7 protein-coding genes are annotated in these 14,689 nt (G+C 33.4%); 5 read left to right on the plus strand and 2 right to left on the minus strand.

Going from position 1 to position 14,689, the window contains the following annotated elements:
• Positions 1-8 precede the first annotated feature (8 nt).
• Genes F598_RS0104075 through F598_RS0104085 form a run of 3 tightly spaced genes read left to right on the plus strand, consistent with a single transcriptional unit; the run spans position 9 to position 11,182 of the window.
• Entirely contained in the window at positions 9-6,254 is a 6,246-nt protein-coding gene (locus tag F598_RS0104075) for a hypothetical protein (RefSeq protein ID WP_033408269.1), read from the plus strand.
• A 6-nt stretch (positions 6,255-6,260) separates the two neighbouring features.
• Entirely contained in the window at positions 6,261-10,631 is a 4,371-nt protein-coding gene (locus F598_RS0104080) for an RHS repeat protein (protein ID WP_083925438.1), read from the plus strand.
• A complete protein-coding gene (locus F598_RS0104085; RefSeq protein WP_019037754.1) occupies positions 10,631-11,182 on the plus strand; it encodes a hypothetical protein in 552 nt (183 codons plus the stop codon). Before F598_RS0104080 ends, F598_RS0104085 begins: the two co-directional genes overlap by 1 nt.
• 161 nt (positions 11,183-11,343) lie before the next feature.
• Here F598_RS0104085 and F598_RS14385 read toward each other — a convergent pair whose 3' ends face one another.
• Positions 11,344-11,574 carry a helix-turn-helix domain-containing protein gene (locus tag F598_RS14385; RefSeq protein WP_019037755.1) on the minus strand — a complete coding sequence of 77 codons (231 nt, stop codon included), beginning with the start codon at positions 11,572-11,574 and terminating at the stop codon, positions 11,344-11,346.
• Positions 11,575-11,678: 104 nt separating this feature from the next.
• On the opposite strand from F598_RS14385, the gene F598_RS0104095 reads away from it, so the two are divergent.
• Both F598_RS0104095 and F598_RS0104100 read left to right on the plus strand, forming a co-directional pair.
• On the plus strand, positions 11,679-12,563 hold the full coding sequence (locus F598_RS0104095) for an RHS repeat-associated core domain-containing protein (RefSeq protein ID WP_033408272.1): 885 nt from the start codon (positions 11,679-11,681) through the stop codon (positions 12,561-12,563).
• The gene (locus tag F598_RS0104100) at positions 12,538-12,954 is read left to right on the plus strand and encodes a hypothetical protein (RefSeq protein ID WP_019037757.1); all 417 of its coding nucleotides are present in this window, start codon (positions 12,538-12,540) and stop codon (positions 12,952-12,954) included. Before F598_RS0104095 ends, F598_RS0104100 begins: the two co-directional genes overlap by 26 nt.
• Before the next feature lie 635 nt (positions 12,955-13,589).
• On the opposite strand, the gene F598_RS0104105 is transcribed toward F598_RS0104100, so the two are convergent.
• Positions 13,590-14,687 carry a hypothetical protein gene (locus tag F598_RS0104105; protein WP_019037758.1) on the minus strand — a complete coding sequence of 366 codons (1,098 nt, stop codon included), beginning with the start codon at positions 14,685-14,687 and terminating at the stop codon, positions 13,590-13,592.
• Positions 14,688-14,689 lie beyond the last annotated feature (2 nt).

Here is a 14,689-nt window from a genome sequence, read left to right on the forward strand (position 1 = left end):
TCCTAATTATGAAAAAAAAGAATAATCTTCACAGAACAATAGCAATATTTCTGCTGTTTATTTTTATGCCTAGTGTTTTTCCAATTAATCAAATGTTTGCTAATGGTAATGGGCCTGGTTCTCCTGAAGCTGCTGGATTTGAGCCGGTAGATGCCACAGATATGGTCAATCTAACAAATGGAAACTTATCGTATGTTTTACCACTTTTAGATGTTGAAGGTTTTCCAGTAAATTTGTCTTATCATGCGGGTATTACTTCAGATATGGATGCATCATGGGTGGGTCTAGGATGGTATTTAAATCCAGGAGCTATCAATAGGTCAGTAAATAATACACCAGATGACTGGAAAGCTGGTTTGGGAATTGATTTTAATTCTTTTAACAGTGTTGAAGATTATTATAGTGTAACTGCGAGCGTTGGTTTTGATGGTGTTACATCTGTTGGTGTTGGCATGAATTGGGGAGGAGGGCAAGGTTTGTCAGGCTCTGTGAATGCGAGTTTAGGATTAAACAGTGAATTATTAAAATCTGTAGGCGTGAATGCAGGAGTGAATGCCTCTGCATCTACAACGGGAAATGTCTCTGTAGGTGCATCCTTAGCCTATCAAAATGGTTCAATGAGTGCAGGTGCATCATATTCATATTCGATGACTGAACAAAGGGGTAGTTTAGGAGTCGGTGTTGGTTTTGCTGACGAAGAAAGTTCAGGAGTTTCAGGTTTTGAAGACGTGTCTTATGGCTTAGGAGCTAATTTTTCTGGTGGAGGATCCTTTTCTGTTGGTGCAGGTGCTAATCTTGAAGGTAGTAAAGGTAGTGTGTCTAACGGTGTTGGTATGGGAAGCTCAAGTTTTTCAATGGGAGATGCAAGTGTAGATGTTCAAAACACAGCTGTAGCTCTTCCTTTGCATTTTGTAGGAATCCCTGTGACTCTTGGTTTTAGTAAAACCAGAGTCAAAATAAATATCAGAAAAGGTTTTAATAATGTTGAATGGGGTTCTTTATATTCCAAAGATTTTTACACGACTATAAGTGATAACAACCCTTTAATTGAAAACAGTGGAATCAATTTTAATGGTCATCAGTCAAACTTTAATGATTATGTTGAGCGAACCAAATCATTAGATACTTATTCAACAAAATTACCTCAACCAGAAGAAGAGTTTATATCAGATTACTCAAAAGACATTGAAAATGTAAACTTCACATCCATGGGGTTTGACGATTATAATGTCGCAGCTCAAGGGATAATGGGGAACATGAGGCCTTATTTTTTTAAAAATGCCAATATTTTCGGAAAGGGCCAAAAGACAACTAATGAAGAGGGAGATCCGATTCATATATTCTGGCATCATGGAAGCATGAATTCATCATTTGATAGAGAATTAGGAAATAATTTTAATTTTTCGTTTGAAGGTCAATTTACTAGTAATGAAATCGATAATCCAGCAAATTTAAGCATTAATAACAATGCCTTCAGAATTGACCAAATTATTAACAATAGCTCTCACCAAGGTTTTGCACAAAACACAAATGATTATAGGGGGAAATCTCCTAATTATGTGGAAGTCTTTACCAATAATGAAATAGCAAATAATTTAAAAAATGGACTTATAACCCCTAGAAATATTCCTGATTCAGATAGGGGTGATCCTTTAAAATTTGATCCTGATGGAATAGGAGCCTATAAAATCACTTCTCCTGATGGCAAGACCTATCATTTTTCAATTCCAGTTTATCATTATGAAAGAGTGAGCAGAAATCAAATTGATGAAATCGAAACAACTGATTTTGATATTACTAATGTAAGTGAGAAAAGACAGTATTCAAGATATGCAACCCACTGGCTATTGACAGCTATAACTGGTCCAGATTATGTAGATGCGAATTTAAATGATCAATTTGATAAGGATGATTTTGGATATTGGGTTGAGCTTGAATATGGAAAATGGTCTGATGGATACGTTTGGCGTGCCCCCTATAAAGATTTTACATATAACTACAATACTGATACTACTGACGACGTAGGGGCTAAGGATAAAGGAGGTTATTCGTTTGGTAGGAAACAGACGTATTATTTAGACAAGATAAATACAAAAAATAAAACGGCTTTATTCGTTAAAGATGTAAGATATGATGCATTAGGCAAAGATCTCAAATATAAATTCAGTAATAATGGACAAATAAATTTGGGTTCAACTATTGAAGACGGAGATGTTTTAAATTATACCGATGGTAAAGTTGATGTTTTAGAGGATGAAGTAGAATATAAAAAAGAGTATTCTTTAAAGCTTAATAAGATCATATTGCTTGAAAGTGAAGTAGGTAGAGATTTGCCTAAAGATGTAAATTACCCAACGCCTGAAGCCTCAATTTATGACCATGTAACAAATCAAACTCATTCTCCAAAATGGAGGTCAAAAGATTTTGAAGACGAATTTAGCGTAAATTATTTCTATGAAATCCATAATGAAAAAGATATTCTTGATGAAAGTGATATCCCTCCAAATTTTGAGGCTAATCATGCATTAAAAGTAATTGAATTTGACTACAATTATGATTTAGCTCAAAATTCAGACTCTTCTAAAGACGCTCCAGCCGGTTCACCTAACGATAATAAGTACGGGAAACTAACACTTAATTCGATTGAAACTAAAGGTAGAGCAGGGATTTCATATATGCCAAAAACATATTTTGATTATCACATGAAAGGGTTTAATAATATTTCTTTACCAGAATTATCGCCGAACGGTGTGCCTCCATCTAATGATGAAATTAAAGACTATTTAAAGGATAAAAATGATTATGTAGACAATTGGGGATTTATTCAAAATCAACCAAATACATCTGAAAATGAAGCGAAAGCATGGAGTTTAAAAAGTATACAAACGCCAACAGGGGCAAGAATTGATATAGAATATGAAGAAGACGATTATTGGATTGAAGCATTTTCTAGAAGATACTGGGAGAAGCATTTATCGTTAATGGTAAATAGAGAAGGTGTAAACAATCAAGGTGAAAACATCTTTAAAGTAAGGTTTAAAAATAATTTAGAAGTAGACTCTTCAAATCACGTTGAAGATTTTAATGACTATTTTGAAATTGGTCAGAGGGTTTTTCTGGATTTATATTTATGCCAAATGTTTGATGATTGGGGGAGTGATAATGAAAGAGGGGCAGTGGATATTAGAGAGGATGATATTGTTACTGTAGAAGATATTTACACAGAATTAAATTCAAATGGCATTAGCGAACAAATACTGCTGTTGGATGTTAGAGATACAGGAGCTTTTCCTTTAAACGAGTATAATACACAGGGAGTTTATGGTGATCCAAGACCACATATAGCACTTAATAGATATTATTACGATGACTTTCACCCCAGGAATGATGATCATCTAGAAAGAGAACAATGTCCGACAAATAACAATGAGCATAGGTACAATTTAGTTTTTAAACTTCTTGCCAACAAAGTTCCTGAAGATGAAACAGGAGGGGGGCTCAGGGTTAGTGAAATTAGAACGACAAATCCAATAGATAATACTACTTACAAAGTTAATTATGATTATACCAATCCATTTACAGGTAAAAGTTCAGGGATTACATCTTATTCTCCAGTAAATGGACTTAAATACGTCCCCTATCAATCAGAAGTTCCGCCTCCTGGTGTTATGTATGAATATGTGACAATGACAGAAAAAGATATCAATAATAATTATGAAATGCAGACTCGGTATAGACACCATGTTTTGAAACCTGTTTTCAATATATTCAATCCAAATATTTTTATGGAAGCACAGGATGCTAACAGTGTTGGGGAGGATAATATATTTTGGGCCAATGTAGAAGATGACTATGATACTTATGATGGTACAATTAATTCAAATAAAATTAAGGCGAAAAAAATTGAAGTTAACATTAATAATGCTCTTCTAGGTCAGATAAAGTCTATTGAAACATTTAACAAAGAAGGCCAAGTCGTTAATAAGATTTCTAATGAATACATTAATGGAAGAATACTCACAGGTGAAAATCTAGGTAGAGACGGTGTTAATTATGGGGAACCTAATAAAGGAATTGTAAAAGAGTCTTTTAATTCGATGAAAACAATTTTTAAATCTAATGATAACGGTAACATTATTTACGATAGACATAGTTTGTTAAGTACTTCATCAAAGACTGAGTATAATAATATGCTTAAAAAAACCACTGTTTCAAATGGAATGAATATTAGTTCAGTTGAATACTTTGACGTTGATCCATGGTTAGGGAGTTTTAGAAAAAGCGTTTCAAAAACCTCTCAAAATGATGAAATAATTGCTTACAAAATTCCAGCCTATGAAAAATATTCTGAAATGGGTTCTAAAATATTAAATGGTAACAATAAAAATATGCTCACTCAACAGGCAATGAGTATTACTAAATTTAAAAATTTAAATTCTTCTACTGGTATCACATTGAATGCTTCTATCTCTACATGGAATAAAAGCTGGAATTATATCGAAAATGATGGTACTTCATCAAATGATAATGATATTCATAGAAGGCAAAAGAACTACGTTTGGAAAGATGAATTGAGAACAGATGATTTGAACACAGGAACTTACCAAACTAACGTTGATGAAGTTAATAGTTATTTCGATTGGAGTACAAACACTCCAACCTCTGATAAATGGCAACTAGCTTCAGAAGTCACACAGTATTCACGCTCATCTATTCCTTTGGAAGTAAAAGATATTAACGGCAATTTTGCTTCAACAAAGTTGACGGATGAATCAAATAAAATTTTGGTTAATTCAAACTCTAGATACACAGAAATGTATTATTCAGGAGCAGAATATGTGGATTCAGGAAATATTTTCGAAGGTGGCGTCAAAGGGGCGAACTTTAGAACAGATGAAGTAGCTCATACTGGAAAATACTCAGTCAAACCAAACAATGTCAATGATGCCGTATTTGAAATCTCTGGTGCCATAGGATCAGATGAAAATGATTTATCTCATGACTTTAGACCTGGAACTTACAAAGTTTCTTTTTGGACTTTATCTCCATTTACTAGTGGTAATATTAATGGAACAACTCTAAAATTAAACAACCAGGAGATCAAACATTCAGAAATTGTAAAAGCTAGATGCTGGAGTATGTATAACTATTACATTGACCTTGAGCCTAACTCTAATTTTAATCTTCAAGTAACAAACACTAGCGGTTCCAATTTTTATTTTGATGATTTTAGATTGCATCCAGTCAGTTCAAGTATGATGTCTTACGTTTACGATGCTGAAACTGATGATTTGACCTATATTTTAGATAACAATAATATGGGCTCAGCCTTCAGATATGATAAAGTCGGCCGTTTAAAAACTACTTATACAGAAGTCGAAAACACAGATCAATTTTGGGGAGGCTTTAAAATCACAGAACAATTTAAAATGCATTATCAAAATAAAAATGATATAAACATTGATTTTAATGAAGATATCAATGATTGTCTTTATTTAGGTCCTATTACAAATAATTCAATTGAGTTTAATGTTGATGTTAATCATGTTTTGAACCCATATAAATTAAAGTTCAAAGCCATTCCTAGTAACAATTCTTCTAGCTTAACGTACGAATGGAGATGGCTTTCTGATAATCAAAATAATTTTACCCCTTGGGTTGAGGGTAGTAGTGAACAAGAAGTTCCCTATACTATTAATTATTGTACCGATGATTATTTTGAAAAGGCATGGGATGCTGAAGTTAGAATCACAGATCTATCTACAAATGATGTAATAACAAAACAAAAATCTTATGAAGAGCCATTTTCAAATTGCGATTATTTAATCAATGATAATATTTCAATAGGAGTTGAAGCAAGATTAGATGTAAATGCTTGTAGCAATGATTATAGATTTTCTTTATATCCTCTCGATCCTAATACATCTAGCTTTGGCTCTACAGGATATATTGATAATAATCTAGGTCAAACTTTTTCTCAGGACATAGGTGAAGAATTTTGTAATACTGTTACTTACGTAGCTTCTACTGACTGTCAGTCTGGTTATGTTAAATATGTAAGCCTAAGCCCTTTTCATGAAAACTCGTCAAACTATACTTATGAATTTTATTTAGATTGTGCCTCAGAGGATGAAGTCTTAAATAATACACATCTAATAGATGAAACTCATAGCTCTAAATATGCCAAACAAGGCTTAGTGGTTTTTAAGGTAGACGGTAAAATTAATTCAGTAAAAAGCAATAACCGAAACTAATCCGTTATGAAAAATCAAAACTTCTTCCATTATTTTTTTATCATATGTTTATCAACATTTACTGCGGTCTCACAAAATACTCCACCTAATCCATTGTCAGATTCAGATAAGAACTGGACTAGTGCTATTCAGTATGATTTAACTGGCGCTAGTATATTTCAACGTGTAAATTATTTTAACCTTTTAGGTAAACCTTCCCAGTCTCAATCCTGGGATGTTTTGAATAATAAAATTTGGGCTTCTCAAACTTTTTACGATTCACACGGTAGAGAAGCTTTACAAACTTTATCAGCTCCTATTGGAAATAATTTTGGATATAATGAAAATGATTTTATTCTAAATTCAAGTGGTAATTTTTTCACAAATTCAGATTTTGAGACTAATTTAAATAACCCAAGTCAAATATCCTCTAATGGTAAGCTTGGAAATTATTATTTAAATAATACATACACCTATCAAGATCAAACGTATTACCCATATATTCGTACATTGTATAGTAATTTAGATCCTGGAAAAGCACACAAGGTTTTGGGATTGAATAAGGTGAATGGAGAATGGTTGCAAAGTTACAGATTTAGTATGCCTGCAACGCAAGAGTTATCAAAGCCGAATGCGTTTAATAATAACGCATATGATAAGCATGACATATTCAAGACGGTGAATAGAGATGTTAACGGTTTTGAGACTATAGTATTTACTGACAGTGAAGGTAAGGTCTTAGCAGCTGCCAGGAGCGGTGATGAAGAAAACAGCAATCCAACAAATTACTCAGTAACGTCTGAAATTTCTGAACTAGGATATGTTGATATACATATCCCAGTTGGATGTTCTGGCTTGTCTGTATCTAATTTGCCTAATGAAGTTTTTCTTAAGATTTACGATCTTGAAACTGAAGAAATTTTAATATCGTCTTCAGACTCTAACATTAATCTTGACCATGGAGTTTATCGTGTTCAAATAGACAGTAATGTGTCTGATTATGTTTGGAATTATAGTCAGAATCAAATCATTCGTTTAACATATGATATTAATTACTACGATTATAGTTTAAACACATATGATAAAGCAGGGAGATTACTTAAAAGTACACAACCCTTAAGTAAAGATTTGGAAAGCTCATTCACATATAATTCATTAGGTCAACTTCTAGAGACAACATCACCAGATGAAGGGTCTGCGAAATTTAAATATAGAAAAGATGGTCAAATTCGTTTTTCTCAAAACAGTAAGCAAGAAGTTGAAAATGAAATTTCATTTACTAAGTATGATACTCAAGGTAGACCAATAGTGAGCGGGGTTGCTAATATCGGTCAGCTACCGTTTGAAGGTTTAAATCCTGAGGATCCTATTCCGCCATCGTTCATTAGCAACAAAGAATTACAACTTACTACTTATGATAAGCTAGATGGGGGTATAGTTTTGCCTGGTCTTTCAGAAAATTATTCTTTTCTAGATCAATACAAACCTAGATTTTTATATGGCAATGTAGCCAAAACTTCTACTTCTTCTCCAGAAACGACAACTACCTGGTATAGTTATGATGTTTATGGAAGAGTAGAGTGGGTTGTTCAATATATAAATAATTTGGGGCTTCATACGATAGATTATACTTATGATCCAGTCACAGGAAATACTACCAAGGTGGATTTAAACAGGCATAGGCCTTCACATCGCTTTGTTCATAAATATGAATACAATGAGGGAGGCCAATTAAAAAAAGTTAGTACTTCTGTTGATGATACTAACTACACAGAGAATGCGGAATATTTTTATAATGAAGACAGTAGCCTAAGACGAACTGAGCTTGGAGAAGATTTGCAGGGAATTGATTATGTTTATAATATAAATGGTCAATTAAAAGCTATAAATTCTCCTTTAAATACAGGTTTTACCGACCCAGGCAATGACAATCCTCTAAACAATGGCTTTAAACCAGATGTTTTTGGAATGATTATCGATTATCATCCAGATGATTTTAAAAGGTCAGCATCAAATTTGGAAGGGCTTGCCAATAATAGTGCTTTATATCAACTTAATGGTAATATAAGCAGTTTAAGATGGCATAATGGCCAAGAGGCCAAATCGAATTTTACTGATGCTTTTTCTTTTAAATACAACAAAAATAATTGGCTAGCCAAAGCACGTTTTGGTACAAATACTTTTGAAAATGGTAATGTGACGTTTGAACCTAGTGCAAATCAAGATTATAGTGTAGGTATAGGATCTTATGATGCCAATGGAAATATAAAAACACTTTTTAGAAATGGGTATACTGATGGTGCAGGTAGTAATGATATGGACGAATTCACATACCACTACTCTTCAATGACCAATCAATTAAGTTACATTGAAGATAGTAATGATAATTCAGACCCCCTAAGATATGATGACTTGAGAGATCAAAGTATCTTTCAACAGGATAACTATTTATATAATAATATAGGTCAGTTAGTAACAAATTTGCAAGATGAAATTGGTTATGAATATAACTCATCAGGCTTAGTCACTAGTATTAATAATTTTACAGACGAAAACACAGGTGAATGGACTTATTTATTTAAGGAAGATTTTGAGAATGCTACAGACGAAGATGCATTTTCATGGTTTCCTGGAGTTAATACGAATTCATTGATAAATTACGGTCAATTTATAACGAGTTATACTGAAAGCGGAGATTTTATAATAACACCATGTCATTTATTAAAAGAAAATTTTGGAAATAATTTAATGCTGACTGAAAAAGACTTAGATCCGTCTTCACAAGTTGGTGATCCACATTTAAACGTATCAAGAACATTAAAGACTATATCTGGGAAATTACATCGTTTAAGTTTAGACATTATTGCTAAACAAGTAGATGCAGAAATTTCTGAGGGATTTCCCGCTTTAGATAATCCAATTGGTTATATAGTTACTATAGAAGACAACTCTGGAAATGTAATAATATCAAACAACTATAACACCCCTAACCCTGAAATTATTAGTGATTCTTTAGAAATAGGTAATCCCTGCACATTGTATTATGAAAAAAATGAAACTTTAGAGTTTACCCCCAATACAGAGCAAATTAAAATCCGAGTAGATATTGATCATGATTTAAGCAACAAAACGATTGTTCATATCGATAATATTAATTTAGAAGTGGCGTCTGCTCCCAAAATTGCTTTCTATTATAACGATAAAGGCCATAGAGTTAGAAAAGAATTTTATAATAACAGTACTACTTATACCACTTATTATGTTAGAGATGTGTCTGGTACCGTTTTATCAATATATGAAAGTGAAGCTTTGAGTAATCCATTAGTAGGGTCAAAAAATCAACCTGTTTTAAAAGAGAATCCTGTTTACGGTAATAGTCGAATTGGACTAATAAAAAGAGGAGCAGAAAATATACAAGGTGGAACTTATGTTTATCAATTGACAGATCATTTAGGGAATGTACGAGCAGTCGTAATGGAAGATTCAAAAGGGATTATGTCTTTGATAAATCAAACAGATTACTACCCCTTTGGTATGCCGATGCCCAACAGGAATGTGGAAGGGGATTATCGTTATGGATATCAAGGGCAAGAGAAAGATGCCGAGACCGGAAAGGAGGCTTTTGAGTTAAGGTTATGGGACGGCAGAATCGGGAGATGGTTAAGCCCTGACCCTTATGGCGAGTTCTCAAGTCCATATATCGGAATGGGGAATAACCCTATGACTACAATAGACATAGATGGAGGTAGAATATATGTTACTAACAAAGCGGGCATTGTTTATGAATATAAAAATGGAAACCTTTATGATAAGAGTGGTAATATTTATAGTGGCCATGATAAATTTTTAAATGCTACAAGATCTGCACTTGGAAAACTCGATTACGCTACGAGTTCCTATGTAATCAATGATGGTAAAATTGAGAATATAGGAGTTATAAACAAATTGGTGAAGTCTGATGATGCTTATAGTATTGTTTATAAGAGAGGGGCTCATAGAACAGGAGGTAGAATATGGATTGATAATAAAGCTACTGTTAGTACGCCTACGACTGCTGGGATTAAGAAAAGTCCTTATGAGATTACCCTTGCTCACGAATTGGGGCACTTGTACTCAAAAAACAACGGGTTTTATAATGGGAATGAGTGGTTTAGTTTAAATGGTCAATCAAGTTCCTTTGACGAAAATTTTGCAAGCCATTGGGAAAATATGTTTAGAAGTGCGTTGGATTTGCCTTTGCGCACACATTATGGTATTTCGGATGGAAAGCCGTATGAATCTTCAAAATTATTCTGGCCAAGAGGTTTGTTTTTTCATAAACCTGTTTCAACTATCGCCCCTAAACCTGTAGTTATTTTACAAGTTGGCCCATTAATTCAAGGAGAAATTGAACATTAATGAAACATTTAAAAAAAATATTCATATTGACACTAATATTAGTTGGGTGTAAATCTGTCAACATAGACAAAATAAATAGCTTTTATAGAACTAAATACCCAAAAATTAATTCTTATAGTTTTACAGTATCTGAAGAGAATGCAAGAAACAAGTTGCTGCATTTTTATAATAAAAATAACAAAAACATTGACAGTGATTTTGTAATTATAGAATATTTTAGATATCCTAACGGTAATTTTGATGCACTAAACACTGAAATCTTTTTTTATCAAAATGATACGTTGACAAAGGCATATTATTTAAAATCGGATAGAAAATCGAAAATTGAAGACATTACCAATGAGTTAGCAATAGACACTAAAAAAACAAATGATTTGATATTGGAATTGTTGGACAAAGATGAATATGAGGAATTGAAACAACTGTATAAAAAAACTGAATATGCAGTAAGTGATGCAGGGATAATTTACGTTACTTTTTTGGATAAGAATTTGAATGTTTTAAATGGCTATATGTTCAATGAGTTTATGGTAAACGAACCTTTTAATTGATAACATTTAGAAAAAATAGAAAATACTGTAGCTACTGTTACAGGTAGCTTTTTTTACAAATACGCCCTTTTGGTCTTAGCACATCCCTTAAGAAGGAATCGAGGAGGGGCAAAATAAGTGTTTTTTTCCTCCTAGGTAAGCAGTTCAAAATCCTGCAATCATTACATCATCCTTTTGTCAAAAGAGGGTTTTGGAGTATCGCCCTCCATATAATCTAGAGAAACATCAAAGACCTCTGCAATATTTTTGGCTGTCCCAACAGATGGCACGGCCCCGTTACATTCATACTTGCCAACTACAGAATAGGAAGTACTCAATAAATTAGCCAAGTCTTTTTGCGAACGGTTTTTAGCTTGCCTGCACTCACTTAATTTTTTACCAAACGAACTCATGGTTAATTTCTTTTAAAGGTATTCAACCATTGCATCAGAAAGCCAAAGGAGTAGCAATAAAACCGTAATTTTTTTATATTAGTAAGGTCGAAAGCTCAAAAAGTTTGTTAGATTACTTTTCAGGCGGGATAGCGATGCCTAATAGAAATGTAGAAGGAGATTATAGATACGGATACCAAGGTGAATTTGCTGAAAAAGAGAAAGAACTCGGAGGAAGTATAAATTCTTTTGAATTAAGACTGTGGGATAGTAGTATAGGTCGTTGGTTAACTACTGACCCTATAAAAGCTGGTTTTTCTCCATATTGGGGTATGAATAATAATCCTTTACGTTTTTATGACGAAACAGGTGGTATCCCCGAAGACATAATTGTAAGGATGTATAGTAGAATTACAGGTAAGTTAGAACCAATATTAGTGATCAGGACTACTGAATTTAAAGAAACTTTTGATATTAAGGGTAATCATTTTCTAATTAATGGAATAACAGGTGGTCCAGATTACGCAGAGGTAATTTTAGCCACTCATTTAGACATTCATCCTGGGGCAAGCGCCATAGGAGTAGAGTTTGCAGGTTCTATCACGATGGGGTATGGTCAAAGTAGATCTACTACTATAGCTGCATTTCTGAAAGGCCCTAATCAAGGTGAAGTCTACGTTTATGGAGATAAAGCTCAAAATTTAGGTTCTGACATTTCTGCTTCCCTTTCACTAAAAACATATTTTGCCAATAATGAAAAAACCTTTGATAGATTTAGTTTAGAAGGTCGAGAAATAGGATTCGACATATCAGCCCAAGGTGTTGGCGGAGGATTATTTACAGGCCTGTATAAATTATTTAATGTAATTTATACAGGACATTCTAAATCTATTTCTCCTGGAATCGGTCCTGGTCGTGCTTATAGTAGCCAATCGAAATTATTACCATATGATTTAAACAATAGACTCCCTGACTCACAGAAATATGAAAACAAGAATGGCTTTGACTAAAATTTTATTCGTGTCGATATTTTATTTATTTTTTGGTTGTAAAGATAATAGTCCAGAAAAGTGTAAAAATGAAAAAATGTTTTTAGAAAATGTTGCAACGACCAAATTTGGGGGTCATAAAAAAGTAATCATTGAAAAAAAGAATATTATTAATAAAATAGAGGTCTTGATAAAAAGTAATGAACCTATTTTAGATGATAATCTTGTAAATAATAATTTAGGTTATATAGCTATTTATGGATTTTGTAAGAACCAAAGTTATGAATTGTTTTCTTTAATTTTCACTAGATATTTTGGAAAAATAGTTAGAACACCAGATGGAAAATACTATAGAAATGAAAGTTTAGCTGAGTATATAGAAAAGTTAGCTGGGTTAAACTATCATAATTAAAATCACACCTAAATGGTAGTTTCTCGTATTTAGTCTACTCTTTCATTTCGATACCATTCCAAAACTTTGAGTCAGGTAAATTCGCTTTTTTCAAACCATAAACAAATGTAGATTTGAATAAATCAGACATATCATTCTTTTTATTTGCTTTAACATGTGAATTAACATTATCTTTTGAAGAAACTTGAAGTCATTATTTTTATTTAAGAAACAATTCTATTTTTTGATTTTGTCGCAAATCCTCCTCTAAAAATGGGCTTTTACAGGGCATTTGTCGCAAATCTGTGAATTTTAATTTTTTGACTATTATTTAAATGTTTGATAATTAGGTATTTAAAACAGAAAAGGGATTCGTAACATCGCGCAGCGTGTTACCCTCTTGCTACTCCTTTTCGTCCCCCTCGGGGACAAAAATCCATACCTATCGGCTTTTGATTCAAATTCAAAATTTGAAGTGCCAAACTTTAAAAATGTAAATTTTTTAAGTTGAAATTGGCCTTCTTTTTTTTTAATTAGGCCCCTTGAAATCATTTATGATATAAGAAAAACCCACGCGTTGTATATGCTATTTGCATTTAGTGAGTGTCTTTTTCAACCTCACCCTGCGGGTGTACAAGCACCCTCATTTTAGATCATCAATCTATGATTAACTCGATACCTGCCTTTTCAGCTTTGTATTTTATTTTAGTCATCAGATCACAATAGCTCCAGTTTCTAAAGACAAAACCTTCTTCTTTGGCCAGGCTTACTTTTTCTTTTTGGTCTATGAGAATAAGCGTTCCTGCCTGGTGCTTGATACAAAAGTCAATCAGCTTTCTACTATACAGATGTAGTTTTGAGTAGACATAATTGGTCTCCTTTTCTCTAAACTTATTAGTTGCTTTTGTCTTGCGTTTTCTCCCTTTACCTGATTTGCAATAGCTAGCTCCTTTCTGTGCCCTTTTTAGGGCGGCTTGTATCGCTAGTCTTCGGTAGAGAAATTCTTCTCTGGATCCAATTTGAAGCTTTGCATTTGAGGTTTTGACCACAATGGGGTATTCCAGAGACAGTGATGCTTCTGCTATGACATTGGGTTTAAGCTCATGTTGTTCTTTTTCTATTTCGAAAACAGCCAGCCAAAAGATTTTATCCGCTTTCATTTTGATGTGGGAAGTGCAGAGTTTGATTTCTCCTTTAGCGACTCGTTCCAGTAATTTGCGTTTATCGGTAAAGTCTTTGCCTAAATAGGTTTTTACTGGTATTTGAAAGAGTCTGAAACAAAAGGCTTTTTTTTCGGGTTCATGGATCAGTTTGCTCATGCCTTCAGTAGTAAAAGGAAAAGCCATGTCTCTTCTAAAATTTTGGAGTGAGCACTCCCCTTTCCAATAAGCCTCTCTATTCTTTTTAAACCTACTATACAGGCTTGCCTTTAGACAGGAAATGATATTGGTAGGCATTTCACCTTTAAAGCGTTTGGAGGTCACCTGGTAGGTCGTATTGATTCTGGAGGTCTTAAAGATGCCATCTTCATCTTTCTTTTCATCGGCTAGCTTGTACTTGATGTGATCCGATAGGTAGAAGAACTCATGTATCATCTCCTGAACATAGAGGTGAGACACCATAAGATTTGCAACTCTATAGCTTCGGTTCTGCCACTGGTAGAGTTTACCTATGGCTTCTTTACGTTCTTCATAAGTAGGCAGGTCGATCAGTAATTGGATCTTTCGGGTAAGTTTGATTGTATCTTTTCCCATGG

Origin of the sequence: Psychroflexus tropicus DSM 15496 (genome assembly GCF_000378765.1) — a bacterium.
Taxonomy (GTDB): Bacteria; Bacteroidota; Bacteroidia; order Flavobacteriales; family Flavobacteriaceae; genus Psychroflexus; species Psychroflexus tropicus.

Bases quoted from the DNA above. Each gene is read 5' to 3' on its own strand.
- F598_RS0104100 (WP_019037757.1), top strand. From the start codon at position 12,538: ATGAAAACAAGAATGGCTTTGACTAAAATTTTATTCGTGTCGATATTT.
- F598_RS0104085 (WP_019037754.1), top strand. From the start codon at position 10,631: ATGAAACATTTAAAAAAAATATTCATATTGACACTAATATTAGTTGGG.
- F598_RS0104075 (WP_033408269.1), top strand. From the start codon at position 9: ATGAAAAAAAAGAATAATCTTCACAGAACAATAGCAATATTTCTGCTG.
- F598_RS14385 (WP_019037755.1), bottom strand. From the start codon at position 11,574: ATGAGTTCGTTTGGTAAAAAATTAAGTGAGTGCAGGCAAGCTAAAAAC.
- F598_RS0104080 (WP_083925438.1), top strand. From the start codon at position 6,261: ATGAAAAATCAAAACTTCTTCCATTATTTTTTTATCATATGTTTATCA.
- F598_RS0104105 (WP_019037758.1), bottom strand. From the start codon at position 14,687: ATGGGAAAAGATACAATCAAACTTACCCGAAAGATCCAATTACTGATC.